Consider the following 14,714-nt stretch of genomic DNA (forward strand, 5'->3'; position numbering starts at 1 on the left):
TCTCTATCCTTTCACTTGAGATAATACATAGGTATTCATTTCTTCTACAATCTCTTCTATCGTGCGCTCACCATTGATAGTATGCAACAAACCCTTATCTCCATAAAATGCGCGCATCTCAGAAAGTGGCTCTAAGAATACTCGCATACGATTATTAAACACCTCTACATCATCATCAGCACCCCTTGCACGCCCTAGCACACGCTCTTTGGCTACTTGCTCACTCACTAATACCTCAATAACCTTTACAAGCTCTACTTCTTTCTGCTCGGCAAGCTTAGTGTGCAAAGCTTGCATTTGCTCTATGCTTCTAGGGTAGCCATCAATTAGCACAATATCTCTTGAAGCATTAGTAAGCGCACTTATAATTGTTTGGATGACAATATCTAGCGGGACTAAATCACCCTTAGCGATAATGCTACCAATAAGCTTGCCTCGCTCAGACCCACTTACCACCTCTTCGCGCAATAAATCTCCTGTGGAGTAATGCACAACTCTATCTGCATTGCGCTTGGCTATGGCTTGTGCATCTGTGGTCTTGCCAGATCCGGGGGCTCCAATGATAAGAAATAACTGCTTCATAAACACTCCTTACAAATAAATTATGATTGCTTGCGCAAGCGGATATGTAGCTCGCGCAATAGCTCTTCACCAACTGCACTTGGTGCTTCTGTAAGCGGGCAAGCAGCTCTCTGCGTCTTGGGGAAAGCAATCACATCACGGATACTTCCCGCCCCACTAATAAGCATAGCAAGCCGATCAAGCCCTATGGCAAAGCCCCCGTGTGGCGGCGCACCATAGCTTAGCGCATCAAGCAAGAATCCAAACTTCTCCCTTGCTTTTTGATCACTAATCCCAAGTAGCTCAAAGACTCGCTTTTGGATAGAATCCTTATGGATTCTCATACTCCCGCCACCTAACTCTACACCATTTAGCACCACATCATAGGCAATAGACTCTATACTTTCAATGTCATCTTGCTCTAAATTTTTAGGCATTGTGAAAGGGTGATGCAGTGCTGCGATAGAGCCATCATCACCGCGCTCAAACATAGGGAAATCCACCACCCACAAAAACGCCATTTTATCTTTATCAATTAGCCCCAAATCTTTAGCGATTTTCTGGCGCAAGCGTCCCATATAGTCCCATATCACGCGCTTATCCCCCGCACCAAAAAAGACTATATCCCCTTGCTGCGCGCCTGTACGTTCTAAGATTGTTTGAAGCCCACTTGGTGAGAGAAACTTCACAAGGGGACCTTTTGGCTCATCCTTAAGCTGGATATAGGCTAGCCCCTTTGCCCCAAAGCCTCGCACAAATTCTTCTGCCTCACTTAAACTCTTGCGAGTAAAGAGACTATCCCCACCCTTTATACACAGAGCCTTTATGCGCTTGTTTTGTGTATCTTTAGCAATTTGGGCAAAGATTTCATTGCTAGAATCTAAAAACGCATCACCCACTTCTACAAGCTCCAAGCTGTAGCGTAAATCTGGCTTATCGCTCCCGTATTTCTCCATAGCTTGCGCATAGGGCAGGCGCGCAAATGGTGTGGTAATCTGCACATCCACTGCCGCAAAAATATCTTGCAAAAGCACTTCGCAAGTATTCATTACATCCTCTTGCGTGCAAAAACTCATTTCAACATCAATTTGCGTAAATTCTGGCTGCCTATCTGCGCGCAAATCTTCATCACGGAAGCAGCGCGCAATTTGGAAATATCGATCAAATCCACTAATCATCAATAGTTGCTTAAAAAGCTGGGGGCTTTGAGGTAGGGCGAAAAAGCTACCATTATGCACGCGACTTGGCACTAGATAGTCCCTAGCTCCCTCTGGAGTCTGCTTTGTCAAAATAGGCGTCTCTACTTCTAAAAATCCCATTTTCTGCAAGCTATTTCTAGCCGCCATACTGATATCGCTACGCATTTTAAAAATATCATAAGACTTCTTCGCGCGTAAAGTTAGGTAGCGATACTTTAAGCGTAGCTCTTCACTCGTGTTTTCATCGCTTATGGAGATGGGTAGAGTCTTTGCTTTGTTTTCTATGGTGAGATGCTCTAACACGATCTCTACCTTGCCACTCTTTAGCTTTGGGTTCTCAAGTCCCGCCCCGCGTGCGCGCACCAGTCCAGAGGCAAGCAGCACAAATTCATCGCGCACAAGATTTGCCTGCTTGTATGCGCTAGATTCTGGATCACACACAAGCTGCACGATCCCACTATGATCGCGTAAGTCGATAAAGATCACACCTCCATGATCTCGGTAGGTATTACACCAGCCACACACTTTCACACTCTGCCCTATAAGCTCTTCACCAATCTCCGCACACAAATGTGTCCGCAACATTACTTAACTCCTAAAACCTAGCTTAAAAACTTTCGCAGCAAATCTTGCACTTGCAAAGGATCTGACTTTGAGATAAAACCATCTGCGTGCAAGCTTGAAGCCATTTCAATATTAGAGTCATTACTCATAGAAGAATTAACAATCACAGGGAGATTTCTAGACTCTGCTCGCCCTTTAATCTGCTTTAACACTTCAAAGCCAGAGAGTACGGGCATTTCAAGGTCGGTGATCACAGCCCCCACTTGCTCAAGTATCCCATCAGAGTAGAGATAATCCAGTAACGCCCGCCCATTGCTAAAGGAAATATAGCGGACATTAAGCTTCTCTAAAATCATCTCCAACGCCTTAGAAGCCGACTTAGAGTCCTCTGCCATAAGCACAAGCTTATCAGTATCAATAGTGCCAAGCACATCGACTTTAAGCTTCCTACTAAACTCATCATCGGGGAATGCATCTGCCACCATTCGCTCCACATCAAGGATTTGGATCACAGATCCATCATCGTATTTGGTCGTGGCAGTTACCTTGCTATCCCCATCAAAGCCAAACTCACTACCCACGACAATGTCGCTCCAATTTTTGTTGATAATGCGCTTGACACCTAGAATCTTTAGCCCGACATCTTGGTTTGAAAAGTTGCATATCACTACAAGACTCTTTGGCGAGTCGATAGAAAATGGACGGAGATCTTTTTTAGGATCTTGAGAATTATAGTAGAGCCATCGGCGCATATCAATGAGCGGCATAGACTCTCCGCGCACGGTCAAAAACCCCAGCACAAGCCCGTCATTCTCCCCAGCAGTCTCTGTCAAGTCCCCATCATAGTAAATGATCTCACGCACTTTAAAGACATTGATCGCATAAAGCTGCATACCAATATGCTCTCCGTGTAGCTCCACGGAGTCTGGGCTATCAAGCGTGAAGCACAAAAACTGCGCCTCGTTGTTTAAATGTAGGCTCGTGTTTCTATCAATATCTTTTATCACGCTTATGCTCCTTGTGCCAGAGAGTATTTCTTGGATTAGATCGCGCTAGAATGGCTTAAACTTAAAGATGTATAATTTTACATAGCTTATGTTAAAAAACACTTATAAAAGGACAAAAATGCCAATAAACAAGGAGCAATACCTTAGTGCACTAAAGACCCTACAAGACTACGCCTATGCCTACTATGTGCTTGATGATCCAATCGCTAGCGATGAAGAATATGACACACTCTACCACCAAGTCAAAGCTTATGAGACTAAAAACCCCCAAGACATACTGCCAGAGTCGCCAACGCAACGCGTAGGTGGTATTATCCTTGAAGGCTTTGGGAAGCGCGCGCACAAGCAAAGAATGTGGAGTCTTGATGATGTCTTTAGCCTACAAGAGTTAGAGGAGTGGGTAGCGCGCATTAGCAAAAGCTATCCAAACGCTAGCTTTGTATGCTCGCCTAAGTTTGATGGCGCATCGCTTAATCTCTGCTATGAAAATGGCGTGCTAGTTAGTGCTGCCACAAGAGGAGATGGACTCATCGGTGAAGAAGTGCTACAAAATGCCAAAACGCTCCCATCCATCCCGCTTACAATCCCCCATAAAGCCACAATTGAAATCCGTGGTGAAGTGGTTATTAAAAAGGATGATTTCGCCGCGCTTAATGCTACACGCGCAGAGCAAGGCTTACCACTCTTTGCCAATCCACGCAATGCCGCAGCAGGATCACTGCGCCAGCTAGATAGCACGATCACCGCGCAAAGAAAGCTACTCTTTATCCCATGGGGGATAGGCACAAGCATACAAGAGCTATCCCCTAGCTTTTATGCGATAATGCGCCTTATAGAATCCTTTGGATTCTACCCCATAATGCGCCATATCCGCCAGACCCAAAGTGCGCAAGAAATCCACACCTACTACGAGCAATTACAAAAAGATCGCAACAATTTTGCAATGATGCTAGATGGTATGGTAGTCCTACTAGATAGTCTTGCCCTGCAAAGTGAGCTTGGCTGGACGATTAAGTCTCCTCGCTTTGCTTGTGCGTATAAATTCCCCGCAGTTGAGAAAATCACGCAAATCCGTGCAATTACCAATCAAGTGGGACGCACAGGAGTCATCACGCCCGTAGCAGAGCTAGAACCTATAGAGATAGAAGGAGCAAGAGTCTCGCGCGCTAGCTTGTATAACTACAGCGACATCGAAAAGAAAGGTATTTATCTCAATGACTTTGTCATCATTATCCGCAGTGGCGATGTGATCCCTAAAATCGTTAAGCCCATAACTGCTAGGCGCGATGGCAATCAAACCCCAATACTTCCCCCCACAGCCTGCCCAGTGTGTAGCTCAGCACTCGTGCAAGAAGAAGTGATCTTGCGCTGTTGTAATCTCTCTTGCAAAGCACGCATACAAGAGTCTATCATCTACTTTGCGAGTAAAAAGGCATTAAACATCGATGGCTTAGGAGAAAAGCTAGTCTATCAGCTCTATAATGCTAAACTCATCACCTCTATCCTGGATCTTTACTCGCTCACTATGCAAAGTCTGCTTACTCTAGATGGCTTCAAAGACAAAAAGGCAAGCAAGCTCCTAACCGCCATTGCAGCGACAAAGCATATCGCGCTATGGCGGTTTATCAATGCACTGGGCATTACGCATATTGGCGAGTGGGCGAGCAAGGAGCTAGATAGGAGCTTCGGGCTTGACTGCTTTGATAAAAGCTATGGAGAGATTATTGCCATTAATGGATTTGGGCAGGAGATGGCACGCGCATTTGTGGAGTTTGTGCGCATAAATGGCGAGTTTATAAGCAAACTCCTAACACTCATTGAGCCTAGAGCACTAGAATCTAAACAATCTAGAGTCCAAGATTCTAAGCCTTTGGCAAATCTAAGCTTTGTCATCACTGGCACACTAAGCATAGCGCGTGATAAGATGAAGCAATATTTAGAAGAGCTAGGTGCGCGCGTAAGTGGAAGTGTGAGCAAGAAAACAGACTTTTTACTCTGTGGAGCAGATGCTGGAAGCAAGGAGCAAAGAGCCAGAGAGCTTGGCGTGCGCATTATCAGCGAAGCAGAGCTAGCAGCCCTGCTAGAATCTAAAAGCTAGACCCTAGCTCTTAATGCATTTGTGCTACAATGCAAATCAATCCTACACTTAAAGAGAAAAATATGCAGCCCACACCCAACACCACAAAAGAGAGAAGCGCCCTACACGCTACCATTTGGAAAGTTGCCAACGACTTGCGCGGAAGCGTCGATGGCTGGGATTTCAAAATGTATGTGCTAGGTATGCTCTTTTACCGCTTTATTAGCGAGAATCTAGCCGCCCATATCAATGCCAAGCAGGGGCTAGACCCTGCCACTACTCAAACGGGGGGGGGGGGAACACCCTAAAGCTTACGAAAATTTGAGTGATGAAGAGATAGATGAGAACAAAGAGAGCATTGCAAGCATTATCAAAGAAAAGGGCTTTTTCATCTACCCAAGCCAGCTTTTTTGCAATATCCTAAAATCCCACGCCCAAGACACCACCAATCTCAACGAAACTCTACGCACCACCTTTGACAAAATCGAAGCCTCCACCATAGGCACGACAAGTGAAAGCAAATTTAAAGGGCTTTTTAGCGACCTTGATGTCAATTCTAGTAAAAATCTAGGAGATACTCTCCTAAAGCGCAATGAAAAGCTCTACAAAGTGATGCAAGCCATAGAGCAGCTTGATTTGCATTATAGCGATAACACCATCGATGCCTTTGGCGATGCGTATGAATACCTTATGCGTATGTATGCAAGTAGCGCGGGTAAAAGTGGGGGCGAGTTTTTCACCCCGCAGGAAGTGAGCCACCTACTAGCAAGGCTAACAAGCTACGGCAAGCAAAGTGTCAATAAGGTCTATGACCCAGCTTGTGGAAGCGGCGCACTACTACTGCAATTTGCCAAAGTGCTAGGCAAAGCGAATGTCAAGCAAGGATTTTTCGGGCAAGAGATCAACCCAACTATTTACAATCTCTGCCGTATCAATATGCTTTTACACAATGTGGGCTTTGAGAATTTCGACATTGCCCTAGGTGATACACTCCTAGAGCCAAAGCACGCGGATGATGAGCCCTTTGATGCAATCGTGTCAAATCCCCCTTACTCTACCAAATGGATAGGCGATGATGACCCTAAGCTTATCAACGACCCGCGCTTCGCCCCTGCTGGTGTGCTAGCTCCTAAAGGCTATGCGGATCTAGCTTTCACTATGCATATGCTCTCTTGGCTCTCTCCTAGCGGCACTTGCGCCATAGTGGAATTCCCGGGGGTGCTTTACCGCGGAAGCAAGGAGAAGCAAATCCGCAAATACCTAATTGATCAAAACTTCATCGACACCATTATCCAGCTCCCAGATAATCTCTTTTTCGGCACAAATATTGCCACTTCTATCATCGTGCTAAAGAAAAACAAGCCAAATATGCATACCCTTTTCATCGATGCAAGCGAGCAATTTACCAAAGTTACAAAGAAAAATATCCTAGAGCCAAGCCACATCGACACTATAGTAAATGCCTATGCTAATCGCCAAGATATAGAGTATTTCTCCCGCTTAGTGAGTGTGGAAGAAATACGAGCTAATGACTACAACCTAAGCACCTCCACCTACATCACACCAAAAGATACAAGAGAAGCCATAGACATCACCACACTCAATGCACAAATCGCCCAAATCGTAGAGAAGCAAGCCACCCTAAGAGCACAGATAGATTCTATCATCAAAGACTTAGAGAGTGCTGGCTAATGCGAAGTTTAAAGCTACTTTTAGAGCATAGTGCTAGCTCTACCATAGCCGTAGAATTTACCCCAAACAAAAGAGTAGATTCTAGCTATCAAAGTGAAGCTTCTTTAGAAAGAGAGTTTATCGCCACCCTCAAAGCCCAAGGCTATGAACACGCCCATATCACCGATGAAAAAGCCCTAGAATCTAATCTACGCACAAAGCTAGAAGAGCTAAACTCCACCACCCTAAGTGAAACAGAATGGCAGAGATTTTTCAAGCAAGTGCTAGCTAGGGCAAATGCCTCCATTGTAGAAAAAAGCCAGCTAATTCAAGAGGACTACATCCAGCCACTAGAGCGCGATAATGGCAGTATTATCAACTTTAAGCTCATCGATAAAGCCGACATACATAAAAACTCATTGCAAGTTATCAATCAATATCAAGCGCAAAGCTCCACGCGCTCCCACCGCTATGATGTAACTATCCTAGTCAATGGGCTGCCCTTAGTGCATATCGAGCTAAAGCGGCGTGGTATAAGCCTTAAAGAAGCCTTTAGACAGATCAATCGCTACGGACGGGAAAGCTTTTTTAGCGGGAGTGGGCTCTTTGAGTTTGTGCAGATTTTTGTCATTAGCAACGGCACACAAAGTAAGTATTACTCTAACACCACGCGCGACTTTCATATCAAAACACAAAATGGCATAACAACGAGCAAAACTTCTAATAGCTTTGAATTTACCAGCTATTTTAGCGATGCGAAAAACAACATTATAAGCGACCTTATAGACTTTACTAAAAGCTTTTTTGCTAGGCATACACTGCTAAATATTCTTATGTCTTACTGCGTGCTTGATGTGGATAGAAAGCTTCTAGTCCTGCGCCCTTATCAAATCGCTGCGTGTGAGAAAATCCTGCAAAAAATCGCCATAAGCTACTTCAACAAATTCTACGAACAAGCGAGCGAGCAAAAAAGTGGCGGCTATATTTGGCACACCACAGGCAGTGGCAAAACTTTGACCAGCTTTAAAACCGCCCTGCTAGTAAGCAAAATCCCAGAAATCACTAAAGTGCTTTTTGTCGTGGATAGAAAAGATTTAGACTATCAAACGATGCGAGAATACGACCGCTTCCAAAAGGGTGCTGCCACCGGGAGTAAAAGCACCAAAGAGCTCCAAGCCAGACTCCATAGCAAGGATAAAGAGCATAAAATCATCATTACCACCATTCAAAAGCTCTCCCGCTTCATCGCGCAGGCTAAAGATAGCGAGATTTTTGATAAACATATTGTGATGATTTTTGATGAGTGCCATAGAAGCCAATTTGGACAAATGCAAAAAGACATCGCCAAAGCGTTCAAAAAGCTCTATCTCTTTGGCTTCACAGGCACACCCATTTTCGTCCAAAATGCCCAAGATGAGATTCAAACCACCCAGCAAGTCTTTGGAGAGTGCCTACATCGCTACACGATAATCCACGCCATACGCGATAATAATGTCCTACCCTTTCGCGTGAGCTACCACACCACAACTAAGCTAAAAGATGAGATTAAAAACAAGCAAGCCCCAGCCATAGACACAGAAGAAGTCCTGCTAGCTAGGGAGCGTATAGAGCATATCACTCGCTACATTCTAGAGCATTTTGCCACCCACACCAAGCGCACTAAATCCTACGCCCTAAATGGCAGGCATACGCTAGGCTTTAATGCCATCTTTGCTACCCAATCTATCCCTATGGCTATGCGCTATTATGAAGAGTTTCAAGCCCAGCAAGCAAACCTAAGCCAAGAAAAAGCCCTAAAAGTAGGCATTATCTACAGCTACGCGCCAAATGATGAGCAAGGAGAAGAAAACAGCGAGGATACTACCTCCCTGCCTAAATCTCAGCGCGATTTTTTGGACTCTGCAATAGCCGATTATAATGCAATGTTTAAGTGTAAGTTTGATAGCTCCTCGGATAACTTCCACAACTACTACAAGGACTTTTCCCTACGGCTTAAAAACCGCGAGCTAGATTTAGCCATCGTAGTTAATATGTTTCTAACAGGCTTTGATGCCACCACGCTAAACACTCTTTATGTCGATAAATCCTTGCGCTACCACGGGCTTTTACAGGCTTATTCGCGCACTAATAGAATCCTAAACTCCATCAAAAGCTTTGGCAACATCATAACCTTTAGAGACTTGCAGAAAAACACCGATGATACCCTAGCACTCTTTAGCGATGAGAATGCTAGGGGGATAGTGTTTCTAAGAAGCTTAGAAGAGTATCTACACGGCTACACTGATGACAAAGGCAAGCACAAAGGCTACAACGAGCTTTTGCAAAGCTTACAAACGCGCTTCCCCCTAAGTAACTTCCTAGACTCCACCCTAAAGCAAAGCGACAAAAGAGACTTCCTAGCACTCTTTGGTGAGATTTTAAAGCTCCGCAATATCCTTGAAGTCTTTGATGACTTTAGCGACCCGCTAAGCGAGCGCGACCGCCAAGACTATCAAAGCTACTACATCGACACCTATGAGAGCCTACGCACCAAAGACCAAGCAGAAAAACAAAGCGTGCTAGATAAAGTAGAGTTTGAAGTAGAGCTTTTAAAGCACATAGAAATAAGTATCGAGTATATCCTAGAGCTTATTGACAAATATCATAAGCACCAAGATAAGCAGAGCTATGAGGATATAGTGAAGCTGCTAGATTCTAGCCTAAGCCTACGGAGCAAAAAGGAGCTTTTACTGCGCTTCATAGAGTCCCTAAACCCGCAAAGCGATGTCGCCAAAGACTTTGGCACCTACATAGCCGCGCGCAAAGATGAGAGCCTAAGCTCTATCATCACCGAGCTAGATCTAAAGCCTGAAAAAACAAGGGCATTTATGCGCGATGCCTTTGAGCGAGGGGAGCTTAGAGACTATGGGCAAGCATTTGGCGAGATTTTGCCCCCTAGCCCACTCTTTGGCAAGGGTGCTAAGCAGACACACAAAATCCGTAGCCTTGCCCTGCAAAAGCTACAAGAGCTTTTTGAGCTTTTTAGGGGGCTAGAGCTAAGGCAGGAGCGATGAAATGGTATTACAAGAGAGCCAGAGCAAAGCACAGCAAGCAAGGCGCAGCAGCTCAATATGACAAATCCGCTATATCTGCGCTTAGATTTTAAACAAGGAAAGCAAGAATGAAGCCATATTTGTGCAATTTATCTCAAATAGAGCTTTTTTCGCAAAGCCGCTTAAATGGCTATACCAATCCACAAGAACACGAGCAAAACCTATATTTGATAGCCCATATCACGCATAAAATAGGAATCTTGGAAATTATCATAAGAAACAAAATAGACTTCTTGCTATCTCAAAAGGATTCGCAATGGCTTGAAAAGATTGTTTTGCAAAATCAAAGCAGAGATAGCCTCATCTCCGCTCAAAACTTAGGATTCTGGCTAAAAGTAGTGGATTTTTATAAAATCCATAATGCGATTTTTAAAACAGAATTTTTGGATACCTTAGATTTTAAGAAGTATTGTATAAAAAATCCACATTGTTTTTGTAGCACGAGCTTAATGCGACATCACAAAGCAAAAGCGATTTTATTGCTTCTGCGACTTATTCGCAATCGCGCCTTTCATTTTGAGAATCTCTATAAAATCGTAGGCAATGGCTATCCTAGATTAAATGTAAAAATCACAAATAAGCACAATGAAGCAATTTATAGAGCAATCCACCCAGACAAAATTGTAGGATTTTTAAACGATCTGTTAGGGAGCTTTCATAAGGACTTGGTGCATTATGGAGAAGTAAAGGTGGGGACAAGTGCCCCTAGATAGAACCGACATTGTAATGCAAAATTGTAAATTTAAGCTTAAAAGGACGAGTATGGATATAAAGGAGCTTTTAGGGTTCTTAGAATGTGGGAAAGTGGAGTTTAAGCCACTTTATGAACTCACTTTTTGGGACAAAAAATTTGCTGCAGTAGATAAAGCTTGGCAGCCAAAAACGCTAAAATTTACACACATTCTAGCCAAAGACTTACAAAATTTAATCGTCCCCAATGGCGACATTAAGCTACTAAGCACGGGAAAATTTGACGACTACACCGACATAAAAACCGCGCAAAATTTCATCAACGAAGGCGAGGTTCTAGCCATACCAAGCGGCGGCGAAGCAAACTTAAAATACTATAAAGGCAAATTTGTAGATAGTGGCAATATTTTAGCGACCGCAAGAGACAACACAAACAGCCTAAAATTTATCTACTATTACTTGCTAACAAGACAAAAAGATTTAGATTCTAGCTTTAGGGGCGGAAGCATTAAACACCCAGAAATGAAAAAAATTTTGCAAATCCCTATCCCCCTGCCACCCATAGCAATTCAGCAAAAAATCGTAGAGATTTTGGACGCCTTTACAGAGTTACAAGCAGAGTTACAAGCAGAGTTACACGCGCGCCGCAAGCAGTATGAGTATTATAGAAATGCATTATTAAGCTTTGAGAGCTTAGAGAAGCGCGCTAAAGCGATTGGGGGGGGGGCTTAAGCTTGTAAGCTTAGGCGAACTTTTCACTATCAAAAACGGCTACACGCCCAGTAAGGCAAAGGCGGAATTTTGGGAAGGTGGGACTATTCCTTGGTTTAGGATGGAGGATATACAAACAAATCGCAGAATCCTAAAAGATTCTATCCAACACATTACACCACAAGCGGTAAAAGGTAAGCTTTTCCCTGCAAATTCTATTATTATCAGCACTACCGCAACTATCGGCGAACACGCGTTAGTAATCGTTGATTACTTAAGTAATCAACAATTTACCTGCTTGATTCCGCAGGTAAATTGTTGCGATAGACTAAATATGCGATTTATGTTTTATTATGGCTTTATTTTGGGCGAGTGGTGCAGAAATAATGTCAATAAATCCGCCTTTCCATCTGTGAAAATGGAGCAATTTAAAAAAGTCAAAATCCCCCTACCACCTTTAGAAGTGCAAAATGACATAGTAGAGATTTTGGACGCCTTTGACGCGCTAGCAAATGACCTAAGCGCAGGACTCCCCGCCGAGATAGAAGCGAGACAAAAGCAGTATGAATACTATAGAGAAAGGCTATTAAGCTTTTAGCACGCTTTAGATTCTAGGGCTAGCATCTAAAAAGCTTGGCGAGTGTTTAGAGTGTGAAAGGCAAGGCAGTAGCTAATCTAACCCCTCAAAAGATTCTACCCCGCTAGAATCTAAAGGCAAAATTTTAACGCCGTCATTGCGAAGCCCTTTAAGAACTGAAGCAATCTACAAACTCCACGCAAAGCATAGCTAGATCTATAACCCCTCCCCAAACCCCAAGCGCACCTTAAGGACTTAAGGCATTAGAATTTCTTAGTATTAACATCCTTGATGATTTCTTCTGCGATGTCGCCGACTTTTTGCGTGATTGCGTTTGTGTTCCTAGCGATGGTGGCGTTTTCCTGTGTGGCACTCTCAATTTGCGCGATGGAGTCATTGATCTGGCTTAAGCCCTCTGTCTGCTCTTTGATAGACTCGCTCATTTCTACGATACTTTGAGAGAGTAGATTGACATTAGCTTCAATCTCCCCTAGGGATTTTGCGGTGCGCTCCGCTAACTTGCGCACTTCATCTGCCACGACTGCAAAGCCCCGCCCGTGCTCACCAGCGCGCGCTGCTTCAATGGCAGCGTTGAGGGCTAGGAGATTTGTTTGATCAGCGATGTCTTTGATAATACCCACGATATTGCGTATATCTTCTGCTTGTTGGGTTACTTCCTGAGCTTTGGTACTGACATTTTGCATAGAAGAGCTGATCTCTTCCACGGCGGAAGCACTCTGCCCCAGTGCGCTTGCTTGCTGGGAGCTAGAATCTGATAGTTGCTGCATAGAGTCTGCTAGCTCATTTTGCCGCTCATTGAGCAAGTTAGCAAAGCTCGCTGAAGAATTAAGCATTTCCTTAATCTCCCGTCCTAGCGTGTTTGTTACAAGCTCGACGCGTCCGCTTGCATCGGTGATCTCTGTAGTGAAATCAAGCTTTACAAAGCTATCAAAAACGCGCTGGATCTCGTTCATATCGCGCCCTATATGAGACTGCAAGACATCTAGCACAGTGTTTAGGACATTTTTTAGCTCGATTAGCTGAGGGTTGTGCGGTGTAGCAGTGATCCTAGCAGTAAGCTTACCAGACTCTATATCTTTGGCAGTTTGGGCGGATTGCTCTATGGCTTGCTTGTCTTGCTCTAAACCGCGCTGGATTTCAGTGATATTGTTATTAATGGCTAGTACCATACCACCTATCTCATCATTTGCCTTAGGAGCTACTATGGCTGGGGGCGTGCTTGTCTCGTGGCTTAGGTATTTGAAAAAGTTAGAGAGTAGCCCTGATACGACTTTAAGCCTAGAGATCACAGCCTTTTGGATATATAAAAACACGCACACAATGATCACAAGAGCAGAGATCACTATACAAACAATAATAAGCCCTCGTAGAGAATACACCGCCTCTAAGATAGAATCCATAGGTGCTACAACTATCGCACTCCAGTAAGTCCCTGTCTCATAAATCGGCATAGATGAAAGCCCTGCTAGGGCTTCTTGATTATCTGGTGTAACATAGTCATATACGCCTCTCTCGCGGTTTTTAGCCGCTTCTTTAAGGGCGTGGGCTTGAGGGCTTTTGTTTATCTCTGTGACGATTTGCCCTAAAGCATTGGTGTTTGGATGCACGACGACTAAGCCATCTTCTGTCATAATGAGACGATAGTCTCCCTCAAACACACTAAGCGAAGAATCTTGCAACCAAGAGCTGATCCTAATTGTATCTAATGCTAATCCTATGACCCCTATCACCACACCGCTAGTAGTTTTGATGGGGATATTAAGCCCTGTAATAAGCCTCTCCTGCTTGCCATCAAGATTTTGATAAGTTGGTGAGCCAATAGTGGGCTTGCCTGTGGCTAGGGCTTTTTGCACAGAGCCGAAGTTTAAGATATTTGTAGTGGGCGAGATCGCATAAATCCCGCCTTGGTTATCAATATCACTATCTCCTAGCAAAATCATAAACTCGCCATTTGGGAGAGTGTTTCTGGCTTTTGATGGCTTGTAGTTTTTGAGATACAAATACGCGAAAAACGCATTAGCGTCGCCATCTAGCAGACTTTGCATAAACGCTTCTAAATCATTTTCTGAAAATTTACCATTTTGCAATTCGGTTTCAATGGGTTTTGCAGTCCCATACAATAAACCAAAGGATTGGTTAATATGCGCTGTGAGTAGATTGCTTATGCGCAGTGAGACATTTTGTAAAAGCTTTTGCGCCTCTTTGTTTTGTATATTTGTAGCTGATTGTAAAACAATGAAAGTCAAGGCTGTCATACATACGATGATGATAACACCAAGCAACAACGACACTCTCGTGCCTAACTTTAGATTCTTAAGCATAAATCCCCCTAAGGTAACCGCAAGATTTTGGTAATACTTCTGTAAAACCAAGGTAAAAATTTAACAAACAAAAAAAAAAAAAACGCAATAAAATTAGCCATATTTTTCGCATTATTTACCATAAAGTAATATTTTGTAGCGTATTTTGTGTAAATTAAAGGCTAAGATAGAGTAAAGAGAACTCCAGCAGAGACTAGAATGGGGGGGTAGAGTAAGAGGGGGG

9 protein-coding genes and 1 pseudogene are annotated in these 14,714 nt (G+C 43.7%); 6 read left to right on the plus strand and 4 right to left on the minus strand.

What is annotated here, in order from left to right; genetic code table 11:
- Positions 1-3: 3 nt before the first annotated feature.
- Genes IKB69_RS03030 through IKB69_RS03040 form a run of 3 tightly spaced genes read right to left on the minus strand, consistent with a single transcriptional unit; the run spans position 4 to position 3,331 of the window.
- Complete coding sequence (locus IKB69_RS03030) at positions 4-582, minus strand: adenylate kinase (RefSeq protein WP_290945971.1); 579 nt, start codon at positions 580-582, stop codon at positions 4-6.
- A gap of 20 nt (positions 583-602) precedes the next feature.
- Positions 603-2,342, minus strand: coding sequence for an aspartate--tRNA ligase (gene aspS, locus IKB69_RS03035; RefSeq protein WP_290945985.1), 1,740 nt, complete (start codon positions 2,340-2,342; stop codon positions 603-605).
- Between the two features lie 20 nt (positions 2,343-2,362).
- The gene (locus IKB69_RS03040; protein ID WP_290945973.1) at positions 2,363-3,331 is read right to left on the minus strand and encodes a chemotaxis protein; all 969 of its coding nucleotides are present in this window, start codon (positions 3,329-3,331) and stop codon (positions 2,363-2,365) included.
- 118 nt (positions 3,332-3,449) lie between these two features.
- Between IKB69_RS03040 and ligA the strand changes: the two genes are divergently transcribed.
- From ligA to IKB69_RS03070, 6 genes and pseudogenes are all read left to right on the plus strand, one after another.
- Positions 3,450-5,429 (plus strand): NAD-dependent DNA ligase LigA, encoded by a 1,980-nt coding sequence (ligA, locus tag IKB69_RS03045; RefSeq protein ID WP_363240138.1) that lies wholly within the window; start codon positions 3,450-3,452, stop codon positions 5,427-5,429.
- 62 nt (positions 5,430-5,491) lie between these two features.
- Positions 5,492-7,100: pseudogene (locus tag IKB69_RS03050) on the plus strand (type I restriction-modification system subunit M).
- Positions 7,100-10,132 (plus strand): type I restriction endonuclease subunit R, encoded by a 3,033-nt coding sequence (locus IKB69_RS03055; RefSeq protein ID WP_290945975.1) that lies wholly within the window; start codon positions 7,100-7,102, stop codon positions 10,130-10,132. Before IKB69_RS03050 ends, IKB69_RS03055 begins: the two are co-directional and overlap by 1 nt.
- Before the next feature lie 107 nt (positions 10,133-10,239).
- Positions 10,240-10,884, plus strand: coding sequence for a hypothetical protein (locus IKB69_RS03060; RefSeq protein ID WP_290945977.1), 645 nt, complete (start codon positions 10,240-10,242; stop codon positions 10,882-10,884).
- A 49-nt stretch (positions 10,885-10,933) separates the two neighbouring features.
- Positions 10,934-11,593 (plus strand): restriction endonuclease subunit S, encoded by a 660-nt coding sequence (locus tag IKB69_RS03065; RefSeq protein WP_290945979.1) that lies wholly within the window; start codon positions 10,934-10,936, stop codon positions 11,591-11,593.
- Positions 11,577-12,170 carry a restriction endonuclease subunit S gene (locus IKB69_RS03070; RefSeq protein ID WP_290945981.1) on the plus strand — a complete coding sequence of 198 codons (594 nt, stop codon included), beginning with the start codon at positions 11,577-11,579 and terminating at the stop codon, positions 12,168-12,170. Before IKB69_RS03065 ends, IKB69_RS03070 begins: the two co-directional genes overlap by 17 nt.
- A gap of 242 nt (positions 12,171-12,412) precedes the next feature.
- On the opposite strand, the gene IKB69_RS03075 is transcribed toward IKB69_RS03070, so the two are convergent.
- Positions 12,413-14,491 (minus strand): methyl-accepting chemotaxis protein, encoded by a 2,079-nt coding sequence (locus IKB69_RS03075; RefSeq protein WP_290945983.1) that lies wholly within the window; start codon positions 14,489-14,491, stop codon positions 12,413-12,415.
- Between the last annotated feature and the right edge of the window lie 223 nt (positions 14,492-14,714).

It is taken from the genome of Helicobacter sp. (assembly GCF_017502485.1).
GTDB lineage: Bacteria > Campylobacterota > Campylobacteria > Campylobacterales > Helicobacteraceae > Helicobacter_B.